General features: G+C 62.9%; 18 protein-coding genes and 4 pseudogenes. 13 read left to right on the forward strand and 9 right to left on the reverse strand.

The window, feature by feature from the left end; translation table 11 throughout:
* Nucleotides 1–162 precede the first annotated feature (162 nt).
* The 5 genes and pseudogenes from E0W60_RS29455 to E0W60_RS29470 all read right to left on the reverse strand — a co-directional run bounded on the left by E0W60_RS29455 (nucleotide 163) and on the right by E0W60_RS29470 (nucleotide 2805).
* Nucleotides 163–1122, reverse strand: a complete 960-nt coding sequence (locus E0W60_RS29455) for a LysR family transcriptional regulator (RefSeq protein ID WP_135706512.1) — start codon at nucleotides 1120–1122, stop codon at nucleotides 163–165.
* Between the two features lie 386 nt (nucleotides 1123–1508).
* Nucleotides 1509–1763 (reverse strand): annotated as a pseudogene (locus tag E0W60_RS29460) (ISKra4-like element ISBte1 family transposase); the annotation flags it as partial.
* Nucleotides 1745–1903 carry a plasmid pRiA4b ORF-3 family protein gene (locus tag E0W60_RS37130; protein ID WP_167884621.1) on the reverse strand — a complete coding sequence of 53 codons (159 nt, stop codon included), beginning with the start codon at nucleotides 1901–1903 and terminating at the stop codon, nucleotides 1745–1747. The pseudogene E0W60_RS29460 and the gene E0W60_RS37130, both read right to left, overlap by 19 nt.
* 76 nt (nucleotides 1904–1979) lie before the next feature.
* Nucleotides 1980–2405, reverse strand: coding sequence for a cupin domain-containing protein (locus tag E0W60_RS29465; protein ID WP_135706513.1), 426 nt, complete (start codon nucleotides 2403–2405; stop codon nucleotides 1980–1982).
* A 97-nt stretch (nucleotides 2406–2502) separates the two neighbouring features.
* Complete coding sequence (locus E0W60_RS29470; RefSeq protein WP_135706514.1) at nucleotides 2503–2805, reverse strand: hypothetical protein; 303 nt, start codon at nucleotides 2803–2805, stop codon at nucleotides 2503–2505.
* A 248-nt stretch (nucleotides 2806–3053) separates the two neighbouring features.
* Here E0W60_RS29470 and aceE point away from each other — a divergent pair, with 248 nt between their 5' ends.
* Nucleotides 3054–5750: a pyruvate dehydrogenase (acetyl-transferring), homodimeric type gene (gene aceE, locus E0W60_RS29475; protein ID WP_135706515.1), complete on the forward strand. Its 2697-nt coding sequence runs from the start codon at nucleotides 3054–3056 to the stop codon at nucleotides 5748–5750.
* Nucleotides 5751–6246: 496 nt separating this feature from the next.
* On the opposite strand, the pseudogene E0W60_RS29480 reads toward aceE, so the two are convergent.
* A pseudogene (locus E0W60_RS29480) lies at nucleotides 6247–6420 on the reverse strand (cytochrome c biogenesis protein DipZ); the annotation flags it as partial.
* A 204-nt stretch (nucleotides 6421–6624) separates the two neighbouring features.
* Between E0W60_RS29480 and E0W60_RS29490 the strand changes: the two are divergent.
* The 3 genes from E0W60_RS29490 (at nucleotide 6625) to E0W60_RS29500 (ending at nucleotide 8955) form a co-directional block, all read left to right on the forward strand.
* A complete protein-coding gene (locus E0W60_RS29490) occupies nucleotides 6625–6777 on the forward strand; it encodes an IS1096 element passenger TnpR family protein (RefSeq protein WP_135706518.1) in 153 nt (50 codons plus the stop codon).
* Nucleotides 6778–6912: 135 nt separating this feature from the next.
* Nucleotides 6913–7521, forward strand: a complete 609-nt coding sequence (locus E0W60_RS29495; protein WP_135706519.1) for a plasmid pRiA4b ORF-3 family protein — start codon at nucleotides 6913–6915, stop codon at nucleotides 7519–7521.
* Nucleotides 7522–7557: 36 nt separating this feature from the next.
* Entirely contained in the window at nucleotides 7558–8955 is a 1398-nt protein-coding gene (locus tag E0W60_RS29500) for an ISKra4 family transposase (protein WP_135706520.1), read from the forward strand.
* A gap of 257 nt (nucleotides 8956–9212) precedes the next feature.
* Here E0W60_RS29500 and E0W60_RS29505 read toward each other — a convergent pair whose 3' ends face one another.
* A complete protein-coding gene (locus E0W60_RS29505; RefSeq protein WP_135706521.1) occupies nucleotides 9213–9974 on the reverse strand; it encodes an IclR family transcriptional regulator in 762 nt (253 codons plus the stop codon).
* A 146-nt stretch (nucleotides 9975–10120) separates the two neighbouring features.
* Here E0W60_RS29505 and E0W60_RS29510 point away from each other — a divergent pair, with 146 nt between their 5' ends.
* The 6 genes from E0W60_RS29510 to E0W60_RS29535 all read left to right on the forward strand — a co-directional run bounded on the left by E0W60_RS29510 (nucleotide 10121) and on the right by E0W60_RS29535 (nucleotide 15137).
* Entirely contained in the window at nucleotides 10121–11038 is a 918-nt protein-coding gene (locus tag E0W60_RS29510) for a Bug family tripartite tricarboxylate transporter substrate binding protein (RefSeq protein WP_240746111.1), read from the forward strand.
* Between the two features lie 117 nt (nucleotides 11039–11155).
* Nucleotides 11156–11854 carry an RraA family protein gene (locus E0W60_RS29515; RefSeq protein WP_135706523.1) on the forward strand — a complete coding sequence of 233 codons (699 nt, stop codon included), beginning with the start codon at nucleotides 11156–11158 and terminating at the stop codon, nucleotides 11852–11854.
* Complete coding sequence (locus tag E0W60_RS29520; protein WP_135706524.1) at nucleotides 11851–12783, forward strand: NAD(P)-dependent oxidoreductase; 933 nt, start codon at nucleotides 11851–11853, stop codon at nucleotides 12781–12783. Before E0W60_RS29515 ends, E0W60_RS29520 begins: the two co-directional genes overlap by 4 nt.
* A 9-nt stretch (nucleotides 12784–12792) precedes the next feature.
* Complete coding sequence (locus E0W60_RS29525) at nucleotides 12793–13863, forward strand: cyclase family protein (RefSeq protein ID WP_018008385.1); 1071 nt, start codon at nucleotides 12793–12795, stop codon at nucleotides 13861–13863.
* A 32-nt stretch (nucleotides 13864–13895) separates the two neighbouring features.
* Complete coding sequence (locus E0W60_RS29530) at nucleotides 13896–14879, forward strand: tripartite tricarboxylate transporter substrate binding protein (protein WP_133094964.1); 984 nt, start codon at nucleotides 13896–13898, stop codon at nucleotides 14877–14879.
* Nucleotides 14880–14900: 21 nt separating this feature from the next.
* Complete coding sequence (locus E0W60_RS29535; protein WP_135706525.1) at nucleotides 14901–15137, forward strand: XRE family transcriptional regulator; 237 nt, start codon at nucleotides 14901–14903, stop codon at nucleotides 15135–15137.
* A gap of 92 nt (nucleotides 15138–15229) precedes the next feature.
* On the opposite strand, the gene E0W60_RS29540 is transcribed toward E0W60_RS29535, so the two are convergent.
* Both E0W60_RS29540 and E0W60_RS29545 read right to left on the reverse strand, forming a co-directional pair.
* Nucleotides 15230–16132 (reverse strand): MFS transporter, encoded by a 903-nt coding sequence (locus E0W60_RS29540; RefSeq protein WP_135706526.1) that lies wholly within the window; start codon nucleotides 16130–16132, stop codon nucleotides 15230–15232.
* A gap of 3 nt (nucleotides 16133–16135) precedes the next feature.
* Nucleotides 16136–16525: pseudogene (locus E0W60_RS29545) on the reverse strand (MBL fold metallo-hydrolase); the annotation flags it as partial.
* Nucleotides 16526–17036: 511 nt separating this feature from the next.
* Here E0W60_RS29545 and E0W60_RS29550 point away from each other — a divergent pair.
* The 3 genes and pseudogenes from E0W60_RS29550 to E0W60_RS29560 form a co-directional block, all read left to right on the forward strand.
* A complete protein-coding gene (locus E0W60_RS29550; RefSeq protein WP_240746077.1) occupies nucleotides 17037–17522 on the forward strand; it encodes a cupin domain-containing protein in 486 nt (161 codons plus the stop codon).
* 221 nt (nucleotides 17523–17743) lie between these two features.
* Nucleotides 17744–18220 (forward strand): plasmid pRiA4b ORF-3 family protein, encoded by a 477-nt coding sequence (locus tag E0W60_RS29555; protein ID WP_135706527.1) that lies wholly within the window; start codon nucleotides 17744–17746, stop codon nucleotides 18218–18220.
* A 276-nt stretch (nucleotides 18221–18496) separates the two neighbouring features.
* Nucleotides 18497–19084, forward strand: a pseudogene (locus tag E0W60_RS29560) (TauD/TfdA dioxygenase family protein); the annotation flags it as partial.
* Nucleotides 19085–19142: the final 58 nt, after the last annotated feature.

Below are 19142 nucleotides of genomic sequence, written 5' to 3' on the forward strand. Positions count from 1 at the left end.
ACGTAGAGCAAGCCGAACTCGGCAATGCCGGCTGGAAATCTAACGGACATTGCAGAACTCCTTCCCAAGTTGTCGTAGAAGCCATTGCCGAAGCCCGACCTCGGGTAGTTCTTTCACCAACCTAATGGCTGTTCAGCCCTTCTCCGTGGCTCACGTTCGTCGTCATTGTCGCCACTTCCCTTCGCGGATTAAAGCCTCGGCAATGCCGGGGATCATCTGCGCTACCTGCCTGGCGGCCGCCGTGAACGGACGCTGGCTGCTGGTGGCGAGCACGACGGATTGCCGCAAGGCGCGGTCCGCCAGCGGCACGCCGTCGAAGTCGCCACTCTCCAGCTCGGCCGAGACCGCGTGGTAGGGCAGCACGGAGAACGCGGCATGGTCGAACATGATGCGCTTGATGACCACCGATGAGCTGGCCTCCATGCAAACATTGAGCGGGATGCGATGGGCGATGGCCAGCTCGTCGAGCAGGTTGCGGATGGCGTTGGGGGGCACCGGCAGCACCAGCGGCACGCCGGCGAGCTGGCGCGACGTGATCGACGCCGGCCTGCCGCCCACCGTGCGCCAGTGGGCCTGAAAGGCCGCACGCCGGCCCACCAGCATCAGCGGCGTGTCGAGCAGGCGCCGGTAGCTGTTCCTGCCTTCGGCGCGGTAGCGGTTGAGCACTGCAAGGTCGATGCTGCCCTGCGTCAGCCGGGTCTCTATCTCCCCGCTATAGCCCTCGACAATGCGCAGCCGGACGGCCGGCAGGCGTTCCTGCACGGCGGCGTAGAGCCGGCTCGAGAGCAGCGGCGCCACCGCCGGCACCAGCCCGAGTGTGACCATCCCGCTGACGTTGCCTGCCTCGCCCCGCGCCGACTCCACCAGTTGCCGGGCGCCGGCCAGTAGCGGTTCGGCATCGGCGAGCACCTGCGCAGCCAGCGTGGTCGGCCGTACGCCGCGCCCGGTGCGGTAGAACAGCGCGCCACCGAACATCCGCTCAAGCTCGGCGACCTGCCGGCTGATGGCCGACTGCGCCAGCCCGAGCTGCGCCGCGGCGCCCGAAACGCTGCCCGTGCGCGCCACGGCCACGAAGGTCGCCAGCGCCTTGAGCGTGAGCTCCTGCCCTGTTTCCGTTTGCATCCCTGCTCCAGCTATCTTTCAGCGAGAAATCTGCTTTCTCATACCGGAACGCTGGTCGAGCCGTTCGGCAAGGCGCTTCCGCTATCAAGTGGCTACTACCTGGTACATCCCCATGCGGCCGCGCTTCAGGAAGGGGTGAAATCGCTGAAAGCGTGGTTTTCGGACAAGATGACGGCGGCATGCGGTTTGCCGGATCAGGCATGACACGGCAGGCATTCGGCGTCGGCGGTGTCCCCCTGCATGGAGACTCACCTCGAGTCAGTGCGCTGCTACCTGTTTCTGTCAGTTGCTCCTCGCTCGGCCGTTGTTCTTCGGAAGCGGTCGTTGCAGGAAGGTGGCTTTAAACGGCTGCGAAGGGTTGGAGACCGCGCGAAACCGGGTGCCGACTAAGCGGCAAGGCGGTGGTCTTTTTCTCCGGAGATGGAGGGATACCAGCGCTCAACGTAAGACCGGAGCTGGCTATTGAGCACGGCCGTCCGGATTTGAAGCAGGTTGTGCACGTGCCGAGGCCGCCAGGCCATCTGCTGCCGTTTGACAAACCGCTTGCTGACCACCTGGTTGACAGCTGACTCGACAAAACCTGAGGCAATGGGCTCGCCATGCCGATAGCGGTCACCATAGTTCACGATGAAGTGCCGGTTGCCTCGTGCTCGCGCAGAGCGAATGCGCTCAGCTTTAGCGCGGTTGCCGCCGTGGAAAATTGCAGAGCGCCTTCGCGGCTTTCGCCATATCGCCGGCCACGAATGATGAACTGGTGCAGGTGATCGTCCGTCCAGCCCATGGCACTGCATGATGTAGCCGTAGACACTGCCGAATGCCTTCACGCCACCCCGGGGCGGCCTTCGTGTAGTCCAGTCTCATTTCGCGCTCCTTTCATAAGTGGTCAGGTCCTTTTCGCCGCTGTCCACGATAAACACGGCCAGCAGCTTGGCGGGCTTTGACTTGCTCGCGTTGCGGCTGACGGGATGGTGCGAGCCCGGCTCTTCATGGAAGCTCTCGCCCGCCTTGTAGACCCGTTCCGGTCCGTCATCGACCTTGCTGGCGATACTGCCCGAGACGACATAGGCATAGATGAATGCCGACTTGGCGTGGTAGTGAGGCAAGGACGAGGCGCCGGGCGCGTAATCCACTTCCAGCGCGATAAGGGTCTTACCGGGGATGTTGGGGATGGCCCGGGAGAAGTTCTCCTTGACCGTGTCATCGGTTCCATGTGCGGCTGCGGCGACGGGAAATGCCATCACGGTGGCGGCGAGAAAGGGCAAAAGAAGGTGTTGGGCTTTCATGTCTGTTTCCTTGGCAAAGCGCGTGAAGCGGGTAGAGCCTGGATGCCGGTCTGCGGTTTCCAGTCCGGAACGCGTTTTCGTCACGGGAGGCACAGCCTCAGGCGAGCCGAGGCAGCGATTTGTTGGGCGGCCCCGAAGCCTTGCTGGCTTCATCCCCCGCGCCGCTCTCGCCGGCGCGGCTGGGCGTAGCGGAAACGCCGCTCAGGTCCTGGCCGGCGATCAGCGTATCGCGGAGGCTGCGGGGGTGACTCGGTTGCGCCGATACGCCTTTCAGGTCGTGGCCGGCAGTCATGGGGCGGCCGGCCGCCCAGGCCAAGTCGGAAGCGGATGCCCATGCGGTCACGCCGGTGGACAGGATCGCGGTGGCGCAAAGTGCGCTGATCCAGTGGATCGGTTTCATAGTGAACTCCGGTTGCTTTAACTACGATCATTGTAGTCGTAGTAACGATAGTCGATCGTCCATCGAAGTGCAAGCGGGCACATGGACGGCGCCGAAACAAGCATCGGGAGAAGATCTTGCAGCTCTGTCTCCCGTCAAGTGCCAGACATGAACAGCCCATGGATTGCTCTAAACCGATAACGACGACTTGATAAGTCGTAGTTATCATCTATACTGGTTTTCACCGGATTCCTTAACGGAGACTTGTCGTGACCGCCACGCAACATGACGAAATCGCATTGACAATTGATCCACGGGACGACGACCCGCAGGAGACAGCCGAATGGCTGGAAGCCCTGGAGGGCGTCCTCGGCAACGTCGGCCCGGCACGTGCGCACTATCTCATCGAGCGGCAGATTGCCCATGCGCGGCTGCGTGGGCAATTGCAGCCGCACTCTGGCGGCACGCCTTACGTCAACACCATTACCGCCGACCAGCAACCACGCATGCCAGGCGACCGCGAGATCGAGCGTCGCATTCGCGCCTATACCCGGTGGAATGCCATGGCGATGGTGGTGCGGGCCGGCAAGACTTCGAATGTCGGCGGGCATATCGCCTCGTTTGCCTCCGCGGCCACGCTCTATGACGTGGGCTTCAACCATTTCTGGCGCGCGCCCACAGCGGATCACGGCGGCGACCTTGTCTTCGTGCAAGGCCACGTGGCGCCCGGCATCTACGCGCGCGCGTTCCTGCTGGGTCGGCTGGATGCCAAGCAACTCGACAACTACCGACGCGAAGTCGGCGGGGAAGGACTGTCCTCCTACCCCCACCCGTGGCTGATGCCCGATTTCTGGCAGTTTCCCACCGTTTCAATGGGGCTCGGCCCGTTGATGGCGATCTACCAGACCCGTTTCATGAAGTACCTGCAGGCGCGCGGCATCGCGAAGACCGATGACCGGAAGGTTTGGGTATTCCTTGGCGACGGCGAAATGGACGAGCCCGAGTCCCTCGGCGCGATCGGCATGGCGGCCAGGGAGCGCCTGGGCAACCTTGTGTTCGTCGTCAACGCCAATCTTCAGCGCCTGGACGGACCGGTGCGCGGCAACGGAAAGATCGTGCAGGAACTGGAAAGCATCTTCCTGGGCGCTGGCTGGCGGGTGATCAAGGTGCTATGGGGTGGCCGCTGGGACGACCTGTTCGCACGCGACAAGAGTGGGGCGCTGGCACGGCGCATGATGGAGGTCGTCGACGGCGAATACCAGACCTACCGTTCGAAATCCGGGGCATACCTGCGCGAGCATTTCTTCAATACGCCTGAGTTGAAGGCGCTGGTGGCCGACTACACCGACGACGACCTCTGGAGCCTGGACCGCGGCGGCCACGATCCGGTGAAGGTCTTTACCGCATTCGCTGAGGCCGCGCGCGGCAGCGACGTGCCGACTGTGATCCTGGCCAAGACCATCAAGGGCTATGGCATGGGAGACCAGGGCCAGGCCTCCAACGTCAACCACCAGCAGAAGAAGGTGCAGCGTGAGGCCCTGCTGGCCTTGCGCGACAAGTATGCATTGCCCGTTGCGGATACGGAAATCGAAGACGTCCCGTATATCAGCTTGCCCGAGGGATCGAAAGAGCTCACCTACATGCGCGGACGCCGCGAGGCGCTGGGCGGCTACCTGCCCGCGCGGCGCCAGAAAGCCGCATCGCTGCCGGCGCCCGCCTTGTCGGCATTCGACGCGCTGCTCAGGGCCACGCCTGAAGGGCGGGGCATGTCGACCACGATGGCCTTCGTCCGTATCCTGGGCACGCTGCTGCGGGACAAGGAACTGGGCCGGCGCATCGTGCCGATCGTACCGGACGAGTCCCGCACGTTTGGCATGGAAGGACTGTTCCGGCAGATCGGCATCTGGAACCAGGACGGTCAGCGCTACACCCCGCAGGATGCCGAGACGCTGACATCCTACAAGGAGTCGACGACCGGCCAATTCCTGCAGGAGGGTATCAATGAAGCGGGAGGCATGGCCGACTGGATCGCTGCCGCGACATCGTACTCCACGCATGGCGAGCCCATGGTGCCGTTCTATATCTTTTACTCCATGTTCGGCTTCCAGCGCGTGGGCGATCTCGCCTGGGCGGCGGCCGATATGCGGGCGCGCGGCTTCCTGCTGGGCGGAATCTCCGGACGGACCACGATCAACGGCGAAGGCCTGCAGCACGAGGATGGCCATTCGCTGCTGTGGGCATCGTCGGTGCCGAACTGCATCAGCTATGACCCGTCGTTTGCGTACGAGTTGGCTGTGATCGTGCAGGACGGCCTGCGCCGCATGGTGCAGGAGCAGGAAGACGTCTACTACTACATCACCGTCATGAACGAGACCTATGCGCAGCCGGCCATGCCGGCCGGCCCGACCGTCGCGCAGGATATCCTCAAGGGCATGTACGCCTTCAGCAAGGCAGAATCTGCCGAATCCTGTCCGCGCGTGCAACTGATGGGCGCTGGTACCATCTTCAATGAGGTCATCGCCGCAGCTGCATTGCTGCTGCAGGACTGGGGCGTCGCTGCGGATGTGTGGGGCGTGCCGGGCCTGACGGAACTGGCACGCGACGGCCGTGCGGCCGAACGGCACAACCTGCTGCATCCCGAGGCGCCGCCGCGCGTTCCGCACGTGACCCGGCTGCTGCAGGATGCGCCGGGGCCGGTCATTGTCGCGACCGACTATATCCGTGCGCTCGCGGACCAGATCCGCGCTTATGTGCCGCAGAAATTCGTCGTGCTGGGTACTGACGGCTTCGGCCGCTCCGATACCCGCGCGGCGCTGCGCCACTTCTTCGAGGTGGATCGCCACTGGATCGCGATCGCGGCATTGAAGGCGCTGGCGGATCAGGGGACCATCCCCGGCACTCGCGTCTCGGAAGCGATTCACAAGTACGGGATCGATCCGGAGAAGGCGAACCCGCTGCATGCCTGAACGATGGGCCATCGGGCACGCCGGCCGGCGGCCGGCGGCCGCGCAATGCTGCCGCCGGCAGAGCGGCGAGGCAGGCAGCGATGCCATCCGGTCGCGCGGTTCTTTGGTCCAGGGACGGCCGGCTCACTGCACGGATCGAACCTTATCGGGTGCGATCGTTTCAAGTCCTTCTCGAAGATCCGGGTTTTGCTGCAAATCCGGCCGATCGTATGTGGAGTTTCCTTCTACGTGCAGGTCCGGGATATCATACGATTTGCCCACCTCTTGCGCGACACTGGCCGGCCTGATCCGGCGCCACCTGGCGCGCGAAGTACGGCTGACGATCCTGGCCGCGCCGGTCGACGTGCGCACCAGTGGTTGCGCGACCTCGTCATCGAGGTCGCTCGCGAAACAAGGGCGGCCTGAAGGCCGGTCAGGATTTGGCTCCGGCGGCTCAGTGGCGTGGCTCGACTCGATGGAATGCGCGCAGCATCGCGAGGTCATAGGCGATCTTCAGCACGCCCCCGGCGAGCAGCAGCGCCAGGGCGGCCAGGCGCCCATAGGCGTTGGCCTGCACAGCCCAGGCGCCAACGGCCGACGCCAGCGTGGCGACGGCGGCAAAAGTCAGCGCCATGCCGGCCAGCATCGGCAGCTTGCCACGCAGGAACGGCTGGCCGGTGCGGCTTATCAAGCGGTCCTCGCAACACTAGATTGTTGAACAGATTTTAAGTATTCGTCCAGAGCTTCTGCGGGTGTCTTCCAACCTAGCGTTTTCCGCGGCCTGGTATTCAGCGCATTGGCGACGGCTTGGTCTCTGGAGCAGGAGAGCGCGCCAAAACGGGGGCTGACGGCCGGACCGCTACTAAGAGGCCAATGAGGCACCTACAATGCGCGCATGGCTCCCGATCCTGGACCGGCGATCTCCGTCCTTCAACTTCGAATTGCTCTGCGCGGCCTGAGTCCGCCGGTTTGGCGGCGCGTCCTCGTTCCCGAGCACTTGACATTTGGGCGATTGCACAATGTCATCCAGGTGGTCATGGGCGGCTGATGTCGATTGTTATCCTCATCAAGCTGTGAAGGTAGCGCGCCACGCCTGGAACTTCAGAACAGGGAGACCGCGCCAAATCGGGGGCAAACGATAAGGTTTCTGCTAAGAGGCCAATGAGCCACCTAAAATGCGCCCATGGCTTCCGATCCTGGACCGGCGATCTCCGTCCTTCAACTTCGAATTGCGCTGCGCGGTCTGAGCCCGCCGGTTTGGCGGCGCGTCCTCGTTCCCGAGCACTTGACACTCGGGCGATTGCACAATGTCATCCAGGTCGTCATGGGCTGGGCCGACGAACACCTGCACACGTTCAGCATTCGTGGCAGGCGTTACGGCGAAGCTCAGGAGGGCGTCTTGCAGTTCTGCACAGTCGCCAGCGAACTGCCGCTGACCGCGTTTCATCTCCGCGAACACGAAGGCTTCGTCTATGTGTATGACTTCAACGCGTGGTGGCGCCACGAGATGCGCCTGGAGCGGCGTATGCTGCGGCAACAGCCTGGCCAGTTGCCCCGTTGCGTGGCGGGTTGCGGGCCATGCCCGCCCGAGGACATTGGCGGAATCGAGAGGTATCTGGAGGCCAGGGACGAACACAGTGAATATGAGTTCGTCGATTGGATCGAGTCGCTGCGCGAAGGGCCAATCGTGCTGGAAGACCTGCGCGACGAGGTCGATGGGTGGCTGATTTGGCTGGATCGTCGCTTTGATCGTCGGCTCGTCAATGATCGGCTGCGAGAGCTCGAGGGGTAGACTGGTCGCCGCAGCCCCCAAGGGGGGAGGGCGGCAATGCGTATCAGCTTGCAACTCATAGTGCAGGGCGAGGGAGGGGTGCCAGCGACCGTCACCGAGATAGCCCAGTTCGAGAGAGATGGCCTTGATGTGGGCTCGCTGGGGCTGCATCTGCAGGAGGCGAAATCATTGCTGGGCCGGCTGCAGCGCACGATGGTCACGGCACAGGTTGCCGAAGCAGTTGCCCGGACCAGCGTTTGTCCGACGTGCGGGGCGCAGCTGGCTTGCAAGGGCCACCATCACTTGGTTTTCCGTAGCGCGTTCGGACGGCTGTCGATTGACAGTCCGAGGCTGTACCCCTGCCGGCAGTGCCGGGGCGACGCCCCTAGCTTCAGCCCGGTCGCCCGCTTTCTGCCTGAGCGGGTCAGTCCAGAACTGCAGTATCTCGAGGTGAAGTTTGCCGCGTTGATGTCGTATGGTCTGACCGTCAACGTCCTGCAGGAAGTATTGCCGCTCGATCATGTACTGGCAGCCAGCTCGATCCGGCGCCAGGTCACCAAGGTCGGTCGCCGGCTGGAAGCGGAGCAGGCAACCGACGTGCGGCAGCAGGCGGAGGTGACCGCGAGCGTCCGCTCGCCCGAGATCCCCGAGCCCAGTCCGGTCCGCGCGGTTGGCATTGACGGCGGCTTCCTTAGGCGGGCCGGACACCGGCGCCGCCAGGACGGCTGGTTTGAAGTGATTGTCGGGAAGTCCCTGCGGGATCAGGATGGCGGGCATAGTTTTGCCTACGTGCACAAGCTGGAGCGCCGACCGGCCTATCGTATGTGGAACTTCCTGCTACGTGAAGGTGTGCAACCCGATCAGCCGGTCACCTTCCTGTCGGACGGCGGGGATACCGTACGGTTTTCCCAGCTCGGCTTTGGTGACCGCGGTGAGTACGTTCTCGATTGGTTCCACATCGCCATGCGGGTACAGAACCTCGAACAGATGATCAAGGGCCGGCCGGCACACTGCGACGGCCCGACCAACGCGGCATTGATCAAGGATCTGCATGGCGCCAAGTGGCACCTGTGGCACGGCTGCCCCTATCCGGCGTTGCGCCGACTGGAAAGCCTAGGCTGGGATCTGGACGCTGAAGCCAGCCCCGAAGAGGCCAAACTCCTCGGCAAGCTTGAGGAGTTCATTGTCTACCTCGACAACAATCGGCACTTCATCGTGAACTACGGTGACCGCTATCGGCATGGGGAGCCCATTGCCTCAGGTTTTGTCGAGTCTGCCGTCAACCAGGTGGTCAGCAAGCGGTTCGTCAAACGGCAGCAGATGGCCTGGCGGCCTCGGCACGCGGACAACCTGCTGCAAATCCGGACGGCCGTGCTCAACAACCAGTTCCGGTCTTACGTTGAACGATGGTATCCGTCCATTGCCCTAGAAGAAGGCCACCGCCTTGCCGCTTAGTCAGCCCCCGTTTTGGCGCGGTCTCCGAGTAGAGGTGAGGGCCCGGGGCGCGGCCTTAATGTCTACTTCAACCGTTCCAAGTTGGGGATACGGCGGCTAGCGCCAAGTTGTTGAGAGAATCAAGGGCGCCTACCGACCCGTCTCTGCCACTGAGGCGGGTAGTTCCAGTGGCAGCTTTGCGATGGCCGACATGGGTTTCAATGAAGACGATTCCCACTCGACTGTGCAAATCAGTGAAGTTTTCCCGAACAATTGTCTCAAGGATGCCAAGTGGATGGCTTCGCTGTCTGCCCGCGGGAGCCGGAGATCAGATACGACATTTCGCGGCCCGCAGCCAGCATCAGTTCGGCGTATTCGCTCAGCTTGTCGCGGGTCAGGCGGCTGATCGGGCCAGAGATGCAAAGCGCGCCTGCTAGCGTCCAGTTAATGCCAAACACGGGAACTGCAATGCTGGAAACTTCTGGCTCGCGTTCCCCCATAGAGATGAAATAGCCGTCTTTGCGGATCGTTTCGTAGGGCTCGCCCATTTCACCGGCAAAGGCCCGCAAAACACGGCCGGGGGCGCCAATCAACGGCAGCCTTTCACCTACGCGCACGTGGTGTCGCACCGCGCCGGGCCCTTCCACACGCACCAGGCAGGCCCGCGTGTCGCCCTCCCTGACGTAAAACGCGGCACTCTCCCGAGTCTCGTACGAGATGCGTCGCAACACGGGTTCGACCGTTTCGCTAACGCGAAAGGCGGCCTGATAGCGTGCGCCGAGCCATCCCGCCGCAGCGCCGAGTCGCCATTGGCCATCGTCCCTTTGCACCAGATATTCGGACTGAGCGAGCGTCCTCGCGGTGCGCAAGACGGTTGATTTGCCCATGCCGACGCGACGGCTGAGTTCAGCGAGCGTGAGCGCAGTGTCGTCGGCCGAAAACGCTTCCAGGATCTGTAATGCCCGCGTTACTGCGATGATGGTGTCTTTATCGACACTTTCTTTGGCATCTTCCAAAGCGGGCGAAGTGTTCCGGTCCATGGCATGCGTTCCGTAGTAGACAACGTGATTGTACACCTCGCAACGACTCCCTATAGTTAGCGCATAGAACAAGGCTAACCACGGAGACAACCTTGAAACGGACCACCCGCCTTCTGGCCGCCTGCGCCATTTTCGGCCTACTGCCGCTGTTCGCAGTGGCCGAGACCTATCCCACCAAGCCTATTCGCCTGATTGTGCCGTTCCCGCCGGGCGGAGCGCCGGATGCTTTCTCGCGCGCCATCGGCAATCAGATGAGCCGCGACCTTAAGTGGACGGTAGTCATCGAAAACAAGCCCGGCGCCGGGGGCAATCTGGGCATTGAAGCCGCTGCGAAGGCGGCGCCAGACGGTTATACGCTGGTGTTCGGCCAGACCAGTAACCTGGCCATCAATCCCTCGCTGTACAAGAAGCTCCCGTACGACCCGGGCAAGGACCTGGCTCCGATCGGGCTGATCGCCTCCGCGCCACTGGCGCTCGTGGTGGCGGCCAACTCCCCATACCGCAACCTCGGCGAAGTGCTGGCAGCAGCGAGGGCAAAACCGGGCACCGTCACCTTTGGCACGCCAGGCAACGGCACCGTGGCTCATCTCGCCATGGAACTGTTGCAAAAGCAGGCCGGCGTAAAGCTGCAGCATATCCCTTACAAGGGCGCGTCGCAGGCGCTGACTGACGTGCTGAGCGGGCAGGTTGCCATCTATATCGGTTCCGTGCCGACCGTCATGGGGCAGATCAAGAACGGCAAGCTGCGCGGCCTGGCGGTGACCTCGACCCACCGCTCCGCCCAGCTTCCGTCGACGCCTACCGTCACGGAGGCCGGTGTGAAGCAGTTTGAAGCCGATACCTGGTTCGGCCTGCTCGCGCCCGCCGGCACGCCTGCGCCGATCCTGGAAAAGCTCAATGCCGAACTGAACCGGGCCCTGAAGACGCCTGACGTCAAAAACAAGATCGAAGCCGAAGGCGGTCGTGTCCTCGGCGGCAGCAGCACGGAATTCGCATCGTTGATGCAGAAAGACCTGGCCCGCTGGCGCGTGGTGGTCAAGGACTCCGGCGCCACCATCGACTGAGCGCCGACGCGCTTCCGTCACCAAGCACTTCCCAACCATTTCGCATCACTGCAGAACCTCCCGCCGTGGGTAACCAGGCGGGCGGTGGGATGCATTCGCACTTTTTCAGGAGCAACCATGTCCGCGCAACCGACCCTCCCTGATGTCATCCGTGATTTTGAACGAGTACCGGCCGAGATCGTCCGGCAGGCTTCGGAGTTCGCTTCATCCATTTTTGCTGACGTGGCCGGACGCCGCGGCGGCATGCACGGCCGCATTGCGCCGCTCAGCCCCACCAGCCGCTTCTGTGGCACTGCGCTGACGGTGGAAGTGCGACCGGGTGACAACCTGATGATCCATGCGGCCATGGCGCTGGCCCGCCCGGGCGACGTCATCGTGGTCGATGGCAAAGGCGACCGGAACAGCGCGCTGATGGGCATCATCATGGTCCAGCAGTGCATCGCGCTGGGCGTGACCGCCGTCGTGCTCGATGCCGCGTCGCGGGACGCCGATGAAATCCGGGATGCGGGCTTCCCGATGTATTCCGTTGGCACCAACCCCAATGGCCCGACCAAGTTCGTGCCGGGCCGGGTCAACCACCCGATCCAATGCGGTGGCGTCAGCGTATGCCCGGGCGACCTGGTGATCGGGGACGCCGACGGGGTCGTGGTCATCGAACGCGATAAGGCGGCTTCGCTGATCGCCGCCGCGGCCGAGAAAGTAGCCGGCGAGCGCAAGCGCATCGACGGAATCAAATCGGGCAAGGCTTTGCGTCCGGCCTGGCTGGATGACGCGCTGCGCGCAGCGGGCGTGCTGAAGGCGGGAGAGGCACTGTGAGCGCCGCCAGCAAGCCTGTCATTGTGGTGACTGCGGCAAATCTCGCCCCGCAAGCCGTCGCCTTGCTATCCGATTACGAACTGATCTATGCCGGCAAGGCCGCCAGCGAAGAGGAAACGGCCGACCTGTGTCGCCGCCATGCACCGGTGGCGATCATCGTGCGCACCAGCAAGGTGGGTGCCATGGCGCTCGACGCGGCGCCGTCCATCCGCGTGTTGTCCAAGCACGGCAGCGGCATCGACAACATCGACCAAAAAGCCGCGCAGGCGCGTGGCGTGAAGGTGGTGGCGGCCGTCGGTGCCAATGCTGCGGCCGTGGCCGAGCAAGCCATGGCGCTGCTGCTTGCCTGTGCGAAATCCGTGGTGCACCTGGACCAGCGCACGCGCGCGGGGCATTGGGACAAGGCGACGCACCAGAGCCTCGAATTGAAGGGGCGTACGCTTGGCCTCATCGGCCTGGGTGCGATCGGCCGCCGCTTTGCCCGCATGGCAACCGCCATGGACATGAACGTGCTGGGTTATGACCCCTTCGCTACAGAGGTACCCGACGATATCCGTGCGGTCAGCCTGGATACGATCTGGCGCGAGTCCGATATCGTGTCGTTCCATTGCCCGCTTACCGCCGACAACAAGGGCTTGCTGGGTGCAGACGCATTGTCGGCTTGCAAGGACGGTGTCATCGTGGTTAATACCGCGCGTGGCGGCCTGATCGACGAGGCGGCACTGCTTGCGGCGGTGGAGAGCGGCAAGGTTGCAGCAGCCGGCCTGGATTCGCTGGCACAGGAGCCTCCTGCTCCGGACCATCCGTTCTTCCGTCATCAGAAGTTCGTGCTGAGCCCCCATATCGGCGGCGTGACCAGCGACGCCTACGTCAACATGGGCGTAGCGGCCGCGACGAACGCGCTGGCGGTGCTCGGCGGGCAACACTAGGAGCGGGGCATGGCGTCAACTCAACTTCGCTGGAAGCGGCAGCCCGAAGGCAGTCATTGGGGCGAATTCGGCCCGGATGATCAACGCGGCCGGATGAACCTGGTCGACCGCGCTAAGGTGCTGCAGGGTGTGGCGGAAGTTCGCGAGGGCGTCACGTTCTGCCTGTCGCTGCCGCTCGACTATCCGGGCGGGCAAACGATGAACGTTCGCCGTCAGCCACCGCGTCGCTTTGCCGTGCTGCGCGACGGCAAGAGCGCCGGGCAGCAAGGCTTCTGCTGGTCATATCAGTCGGAAGACCCCGACCTGACCGATGTCGTCAACGACGACGTGGTGTTGATGAGCCTGCAGTACTCGACGCAATGGGACAGTCTTGCGCATGTCGGCAGCCATTTCGACGCGGATGGCGATGGCAAGGAAGAGCCGGTGTTCTATAACGGCTACCGGGGCGGCGAGGATGTCATCGCGGGCACTGAGATGCAGGCCACTGAACCGTGGGCGCGCTACGAGAATCCCGAAGCTCGCGCGCTGAGCATTGCGGTGCTGGCCGAGCATGGGGCGCAAGGGCGAGGCGTCATGATTGACCTCGAGCACCACATCGGCCGCAAGCGCAACGCCGTCGGTTATGACGCACTGATGCGCATACTCGAGGCCGACAAGATAGCGGTCGAACCAGGCGACATGGTGTGCCTGCATACCGGCTTCGCGGACACGCTGCTGTCGATGAACAAGATGCCCGACCTGCGCGTGCTGCATGAAACCGGGACCGGGCTGGACGGCCACGACAAGAAGCTGCTCAACTGGATCACCGACGTGCGGCTCGCCTGCCTGCTGGCAGACAACCCGGCCGTAGAGCTTGTCGTGCCCAAGCCGTTGACGCCATCGCCGATCCGTGGGCCCCGGCTGCCGCTGCACGAGCATTGCCTGTTCAAGAATGGCATTCATCTGGGCGAACTGTGGCACCTGACGCCGTTGGCGCGGTGGCTGCGGGCACATCGGCGCAGCCGCTTCCTGTTGACCGCACCGCCCCTGCGCTTGCCCGGCGCGGTCGGATCCCCGGCAACTCCCATCGCTACCGTTTGATTTTTCATCACATAAGAATCTGGAGTAGAGACATGTTCAAGCCCATCACTGCCCGGCTGCTTTCGCTCGCATTGCTTGGCCTCGGCATTTCGCCGAACGCCTCCCACGCCGCACCTGCAGCCTATCCGGACCGGCCCATCCGGCTGGTTGTGCCCTATCCCGCGGGCGGTGCCGCCGACACGGTTGCGCGCACTCTTGCCGCGCCGCTTGGCGCCAAGCTAGGCCAGACCATCGTGGTCGACAACCGTCCCGGTGCAAGCGGCGTGATTGGCGCGGGCGCGGTGGCAAAGGCCGCGCCCGATGGTTACACGCTGCTGCTCGATGCCACCGCGCATTCGGTCAATCCAAGCTTGCAGGCGCGCTTGCCATACGACACCGTTAAGGACTTCGCCCCCATCTCGCTGGTGGTGCTGGTGCCGAACCTGCTAGTGGTGCCGCCCAATTCTCCATTCACGTCACCGAAGGACATTGTTAATGCCGCTAAGGCGAAGCCGGGCAAGCTGACCTATGCTTCAGCGGGGCCGGGCACGGCACAGCACCTGGCAGCGGAGTTGTTCCGGCAGCAGTCGGGACTGAATCTGCTGCACGTTCCCTATAAGGGCGGCGCGCCTGCGCTAAGCGACCTGATGGGTGGCCAGGTCGACATGATGTTCAGCAATATGGCGGCGTCATACCCGTTAGTCGCGGGCAAGAAGCTCAAGGTGCTGGCCACGACGGGAACGAAGCGGTCTGCCGCGTTGCCGGACACGCCCACGATTGCCGAATCCGGCTTGCCGGGCTATCAGGTCTACGAATGGAACGGGCTCTTTGCCCCGGCCGGTACGCCACAGGCGATTGTCGACCGGCTCAGCGCGCTGACGCGCGAAGTGCTCAACTCTCCAGAGGTTTCTAAGCGGCTCGCCGCCATCGGCGCCGAACCGGCCGGCTCGCGGCCCGAGGACTTCCGCAAGTTCGTCGAGGGCGAGACCGCGAAATGGGCCAAGGTCATCAAGCAAGGCAGCATCCGGGCCGAATAACGATACTCAGCACCAAGGCCCATGATGTCTATCGGCAATACGAGCAGCACTTATGCGCAGCTTGATTTCATGGATCTTTCCGAAGTGGCAATCAAGGCGGAGATTGTGAAGGAAGGTGCCTGGCACATCCGATCAGGCGGCATCGTGTTGCAGGACGCCGCCGACATTCTTGGTGTGCCGCCATGTGGCAAGCTCCTGGACTTTCGCCCTGCCGAGCTGCGTAGCTGGTTGGATCGTCTGAGCTCCTCGCCTATGTAAGGCCTTAACCCAGAAATCTCGATCCGAGGCGGCTTGTGGACCTATTTCAGTCGGTCGCTGGCCCCATTCCAATGGCCGGCCAAGTCCCCTAACTACACTTCGGTCTGCTCAGCCATCTCGAGCGCGTCGTCCACCTCGATGCCAAGGTAGCGCACTGTGCTTTCCAGCTTGGTATGGCCAAGAAGCAGTTGAACGGCTCGCAGATTCTTCGTACGTCGGTAGATCAACGCTGCTTTGGTGCATCGGATGGAATGCGTTCCGTAAGCTGAATCGTCAAGGCCAATGGAGGCGACCCAGCGATGAACGATCCTCGCGTACTGTCGCGTTGACAGGTGCGGTGAGGCGTGTAAACGACTCGGAAAGAGATAGTCGCCCAGCTTGAGTCCACGAGCACGCACTACGAGGATCGACAGAATTAGCCCGGCTGCCGCATAAAAGATGCCGAGGTAGATTGGAATCGGCCGAAGACCGTACCGGCTCGCCAGATAGCCAGTGAGAAACGCGGTTAGGCCCACCGCGAAATAGCCAGCAAACTCGTTAAGACCCACCGCCAGACCTCGCCCTTTCGGGCCGATCAGGTCTACCTTCATGATCACGGTCATGGACCATGCAAAGCCCTGGCTGGCGCCAAGCAGGACATTGGCAGCCATCACCCATTCCCAGTGCGGTGCGCCAATGATCATGAAAGGCACTGGCAGCGCAAGCAGCCATCCGACGACTAACACACGCTTGCGGCCCCACGTGTCCGCGAGCTGTCCCGAAACAAGGTTGGCGAGGGCCTTGATCACCCCGAAGTTGATGATGAAGGAGGTAATGAGCGTCGTGGACTCGATGTGGAATTCTTTTGCGCCAATCAGAGGCACGACCGTCCGCTCAATGCCGACCATACCACCCACAAAGGCATTGATCAGTACAAGCAGTGAAAACTGCCGCCAGTTTTCCTTGAGCCCTAGTCGAATTGAAGGCCGAGCGGACGCAACTACTGCCTCTCCCATCAGCTACGCTCCAAGTGCGCGGCGGCCGGAATTGACTGCTCGTATGCGGGCTGCTTCGGGCGGCGGCGGTACATCGTCGAGCATGAAGCGGACGAACTCCTCCTCGCTCTCGATGCGGAACGCCCGGTTGTACCGCTTTTCGAAGCCCAGTGTCGAGGTCGGGTTAGCGCTGAGGCTGCGCCCGCAGGCCGAGCCGGCGTAGGCGCCGGGAAGGATCTCCAGGTAATCAGGAAGCGCCCTGAGCCTTTGCACGCTGCGGAAAAGGTCCTTCGCACCCTGTGCCGCGCTCACGGCGAGTTCGGTTCGGCCTAGGTCGCCGATCATGAGCGTGTGACCAGTCACGAGCAGCCATGGCTCATCAGCGCGCGTGCGGTCTGTCACAAGCAGACAGAGGCCATGCGGTGGCTGACGACCTCGTTCACCGCGGACTCGGCGATGCTGCTGCTGATCCGCAGGCCCTTGCGATGCCGAGCGCCGTAGTTGACCAGCGTGCGCGCGTTGTTCCTCAGGTACCCGTAGACGGTGTTCAGGTTCCACCACAGCGTGCCGGATTCGTACCCTTCCCGTCACTTGGTAGGCGCTCGAGATCGCCCCCTTCACGACTACGGCCGGCATTCACTGTCCAATGAAGATTGCCCGTTTGGCTTGCTAATGGAAGGGCGACCGAATCTTCATCGAATCAGGACCCGCGCTGCTTGCTTCCCGCTATCCGGCACGCTAGGCTGAAATTGCTGCCGTGGGGTTACACCCGTCCTTTGCCTCAGCCCGCGCTCAGGCTGGGTTCCAGGCAGGCGGCGCATCTCACCGCTTACGCGGACCGGTTAGCGCGATCTCAGGCCGGCCGGTGACTGCCGGCACCGGTGGCTGGGTTGACCGGGGAAATGCGAGCGCAGAGGAGTAGAGAATGCGCAACTTAAGAATGATTGGAGCCTCGACGGCATGCGCGCTGGGTGCGCTCATTATGGCCCCGGCTCTGGCAGCCGAACCCGCTATGGAAGGCCACATTTCGATCGTCCCGTCCGAAGTCAAGTGGGCCGAGGCCCCATCTATCGGACCTGGCGCCAAGCTGGCGGTATTGGAAGGTGATCTCAAGCAAGCCGCGCCGTTCACCATGCGAATCAAGCTTCCTCCCAACTTCAAGATCCCAGCCCACACTCATCCCGTGTTTGAGCGAGTCACAGTGTTGTCCGGGACGCTCCATTTGGGTATCGGCGAGACGTTCGATCGCGCCAAGGCCAGGGCTTATCCGGCTGGCGGCGTCACGATGATGCCCGCGGGAATGCCTATGTTCGCCTACACCACCAGCAAAGAAACCATCATTCAGATTCATGGCACCGGTCCCTGGGGCATCAGCTACTTGAATCCCGCGGAGGATCCAAGAAAGAAATAACTTGTCGGCCCAACGCCGGACGAATCCGCGATGCTTCCAGGCCCCTTGTAGCCGGCCAGCTTCGGTCCCATTTGGAGTAAGTTGCATGCTGACCGCGCACCACCGCGACGTGGCTGCGGCATTGTAGCTTCATGTGAAAGCCCTTGCCGGAGACCGCGCCAAAGCGGGGGCTGACGACCGGACAGCTACTGAGAGGCCAATGAGGCACCTACAATGCGCGCATGGCTTCCGATCCTGGGCCGGCGATCTCCGTCCTTCAACTTCGAATTGCTCTGCGCGGCCTGAGCCCGTCGGTTTGGCGGCGCGTCCTCGTTCCCGAGCACTTGACGCTCGGACAATTGCACCATGTCATCCAGGTCGTCATGGGCTGGGCCGACGAGCATCCGCACACGTTCAGCATTCGTGGCAGGCGTTACGGCGAAGCTCAGGAGGGCGTCTTGCAGTTCTGCACAGTCGCCAGCGAACTTCCGTTGACCGCGTTTCATCTCCGAGAACACGAAGGCTTCGTCTATGTGTATGACTTCAACGCGTGGTGGCGCCACGAGATACGCATGGAGCGGCGTATGCTGCGGCAACAGCCTGGCCAGTTGCCCCGTTGCGTGGCGGGTTGCGGGCCGTGCCCGCCCGAGGACATTGGCGGAATCGAGAGGTATCTGGAGGCCAGGGACGAACACATTGAATATGAGTTCGTCGATTGAATCGAGTCGCTGCGCGAAGGGCCAATCGTGCTGGAAGACCTGCGCGAGGAGGTCGATAGGTGGCTGATTTGGCTGGATCGTCGCTTTGATCGTCGGATCGTCAATGATCGGTTGCGAGAGCTCGAGGGGTAGACTGGTCGCCGCAGCTTCCAAGGAAGGAGGGCGGCCATGCGTATCAGCTTGCAACTCGTCGTGCAGGACGATGGAGGCGCGCCAGCCACCGTCACCGAGATAGCCCAGTTCGAGAGAGATGCCCTTGATGTGGGCTCGCTGGGGCTGCACCGGCTCGATGAGTATCCCGAAGTGGTCCAGATCCGAACGGCGCCGAAGGAGCTGATTTCGACCGAGGCCTGGCACTACGATGCGCCGCACACGCCCGTGCCGCCCAAGATCACCATGCTCAGCGCGCAGGTGGTGCCGGTGGGTGGCGACACGATGTGGTGCAACCAATATCTCGCCTACGATAGGCTGACTCCCGTCATGCAACGCATGCTGCAAGGCTTGCGCGTCCATTTCCGCGCCGTGCGGCTGGCCCGCTCCCAAGGCGTGTGCGAGTCGGATGTGCCCTCCGCCGTGCATCCGATGGTGCGCACGCATCCGGAGACCGGCCGCAAGGCGCTCTACATCGGGCATCCGGACAATGTGCTGGGCATTGAGGGCATGACGGAGGCCGAAGCCCGGCCCTTGCTGAACTTCCTATATGAGCACAGCACGCAGCCGGACAACATCTACCGCCACATGTGGCGCGTCGGCGATGCGCTGATGTGGGATAACCGGTGCACCATGCACTATGCGGTCCACGACTACGGCAACCACGAGCGCCTTTTGAACCGGGTCACCCTAAAGGGCGAAGTGCCCGCTTGAAAAGTAATGCCGTTCAGTTAAGTCCTTTCTGAGGTACCGGACGGTGTAGAGCTTAGGC

It is taken from the genome of Cupriavidus oxalaticus (assembly GCF_004768545.1).
Taxonomy (GTDB): domain Bacteria; phylum Pseudomonadota; class Gammaproteobacteria; order Burkholderiales; family Burkholderiaceae; genus Cupriavidus; species Cupriavidus oxalaticus_A.

Coding starts and splice junctions, on each gene's coding strand:
- E0W60_RS29455 (WP_135706512.1), bottom strand. CDS start 1,122: ATGCAAACGGAAACAGGGCAGGAGCTCACGCTCAAGGCGCTGGCGACC.
- E0W60_RS37130 (WP_167884621.1), bottom strand. CDS start 1,903: ATGGGCTGGACGGACGATCACCTGCACCAGTTCATCATTCGTGGCCGG.
- E0W60_RS29465 (WP_135706513.1), bottom strand. CDS start 2,405: ATGAAAGCCCAACACCTTCTTTTGCCCTTTCTCGCCGCCACCGTGATG.
- E0W60_RS29470 (WP_135706514.1), bottom strand. CDS start 2,805: ATGAAACCGATCCACTGGATCAGCGCACTTTGCGCCACCGCGATCCTG.
- E0W60_RS29490 (WP_135706518.1), top strand. CDS start 6,625: ATGGCTCCCGATCCTGGACCGGCGATCTCCGTCCTTCAACTTCGAATT.
- E0W60_RS29495 (WP_135706519.1), top strand. CDS start 6,913: ATGGCTTCCGATCCTGGACCGGCGATCTCCGTCCTTCAACTTCGAATT.
- E0W60_RS29500 (WP_135706520.1), top strand. CDS start 7,558: ATGCGTATCAGCTTGCAACTCATAGTGCAGGGCGAGGGAGGGGTGCCA.
- E0W60_RS29505 (WP_135706521.1), bottom strand. CDS start 9,974: ATGGACCGGAACACTTCGCCCGCTTTGGAAGATGCCAAAGAAAGTGTC.
- E0W60_RS29515 (WP_135706523.1), top strand. CDS start 11,156: ATGTCCGCGCAACCGACCCTCCCTGATGTCATCCGTGATTTTGAACGA.
- E0W60_RS29525 (WP_018008385.1), top strand. CDS start 12,793: ATGGCGTCAACTCAACTTCGCTGGAAGCGGCAGCCCGAAGGCAGTCAT.
- E0W60_RS29530 (WP_133094964.1), top strand. CDS start 13,896: ATGTTCAAGCCCATCACTGCCCGGCTGCTTTCGCTCGCATTGCTTGGC.
- E0W60_RS29535 (WP_135706525.1), top strand. CDS start 14,901: ATGATGTCTATCGGCAATACGAGCAGCACTTATGCGCAGCTTGATTTC.
- E0W60_RS29540 (WP_135706526.1), bottom strand. CDS start 16,132: ATGGGAGAGGCAGTAGTTGCGTCCGCTCGGCCTTCAATTCGACTAGGG.
- E0W60_RS29550 (WP_240746077.1), top strand. CDS start 17,037: ATGCGCAACTTAAGAATGATTGGAGCCTCGACGGCATGCGCGCTGGGT.
- E0W60_RS29555 (WP_135706527.1), top strand. CDS start 17,744: ATGGCTTCCGATCCTGGGCCGGCGATCTCCGTCCTTCAACTTCGAATT.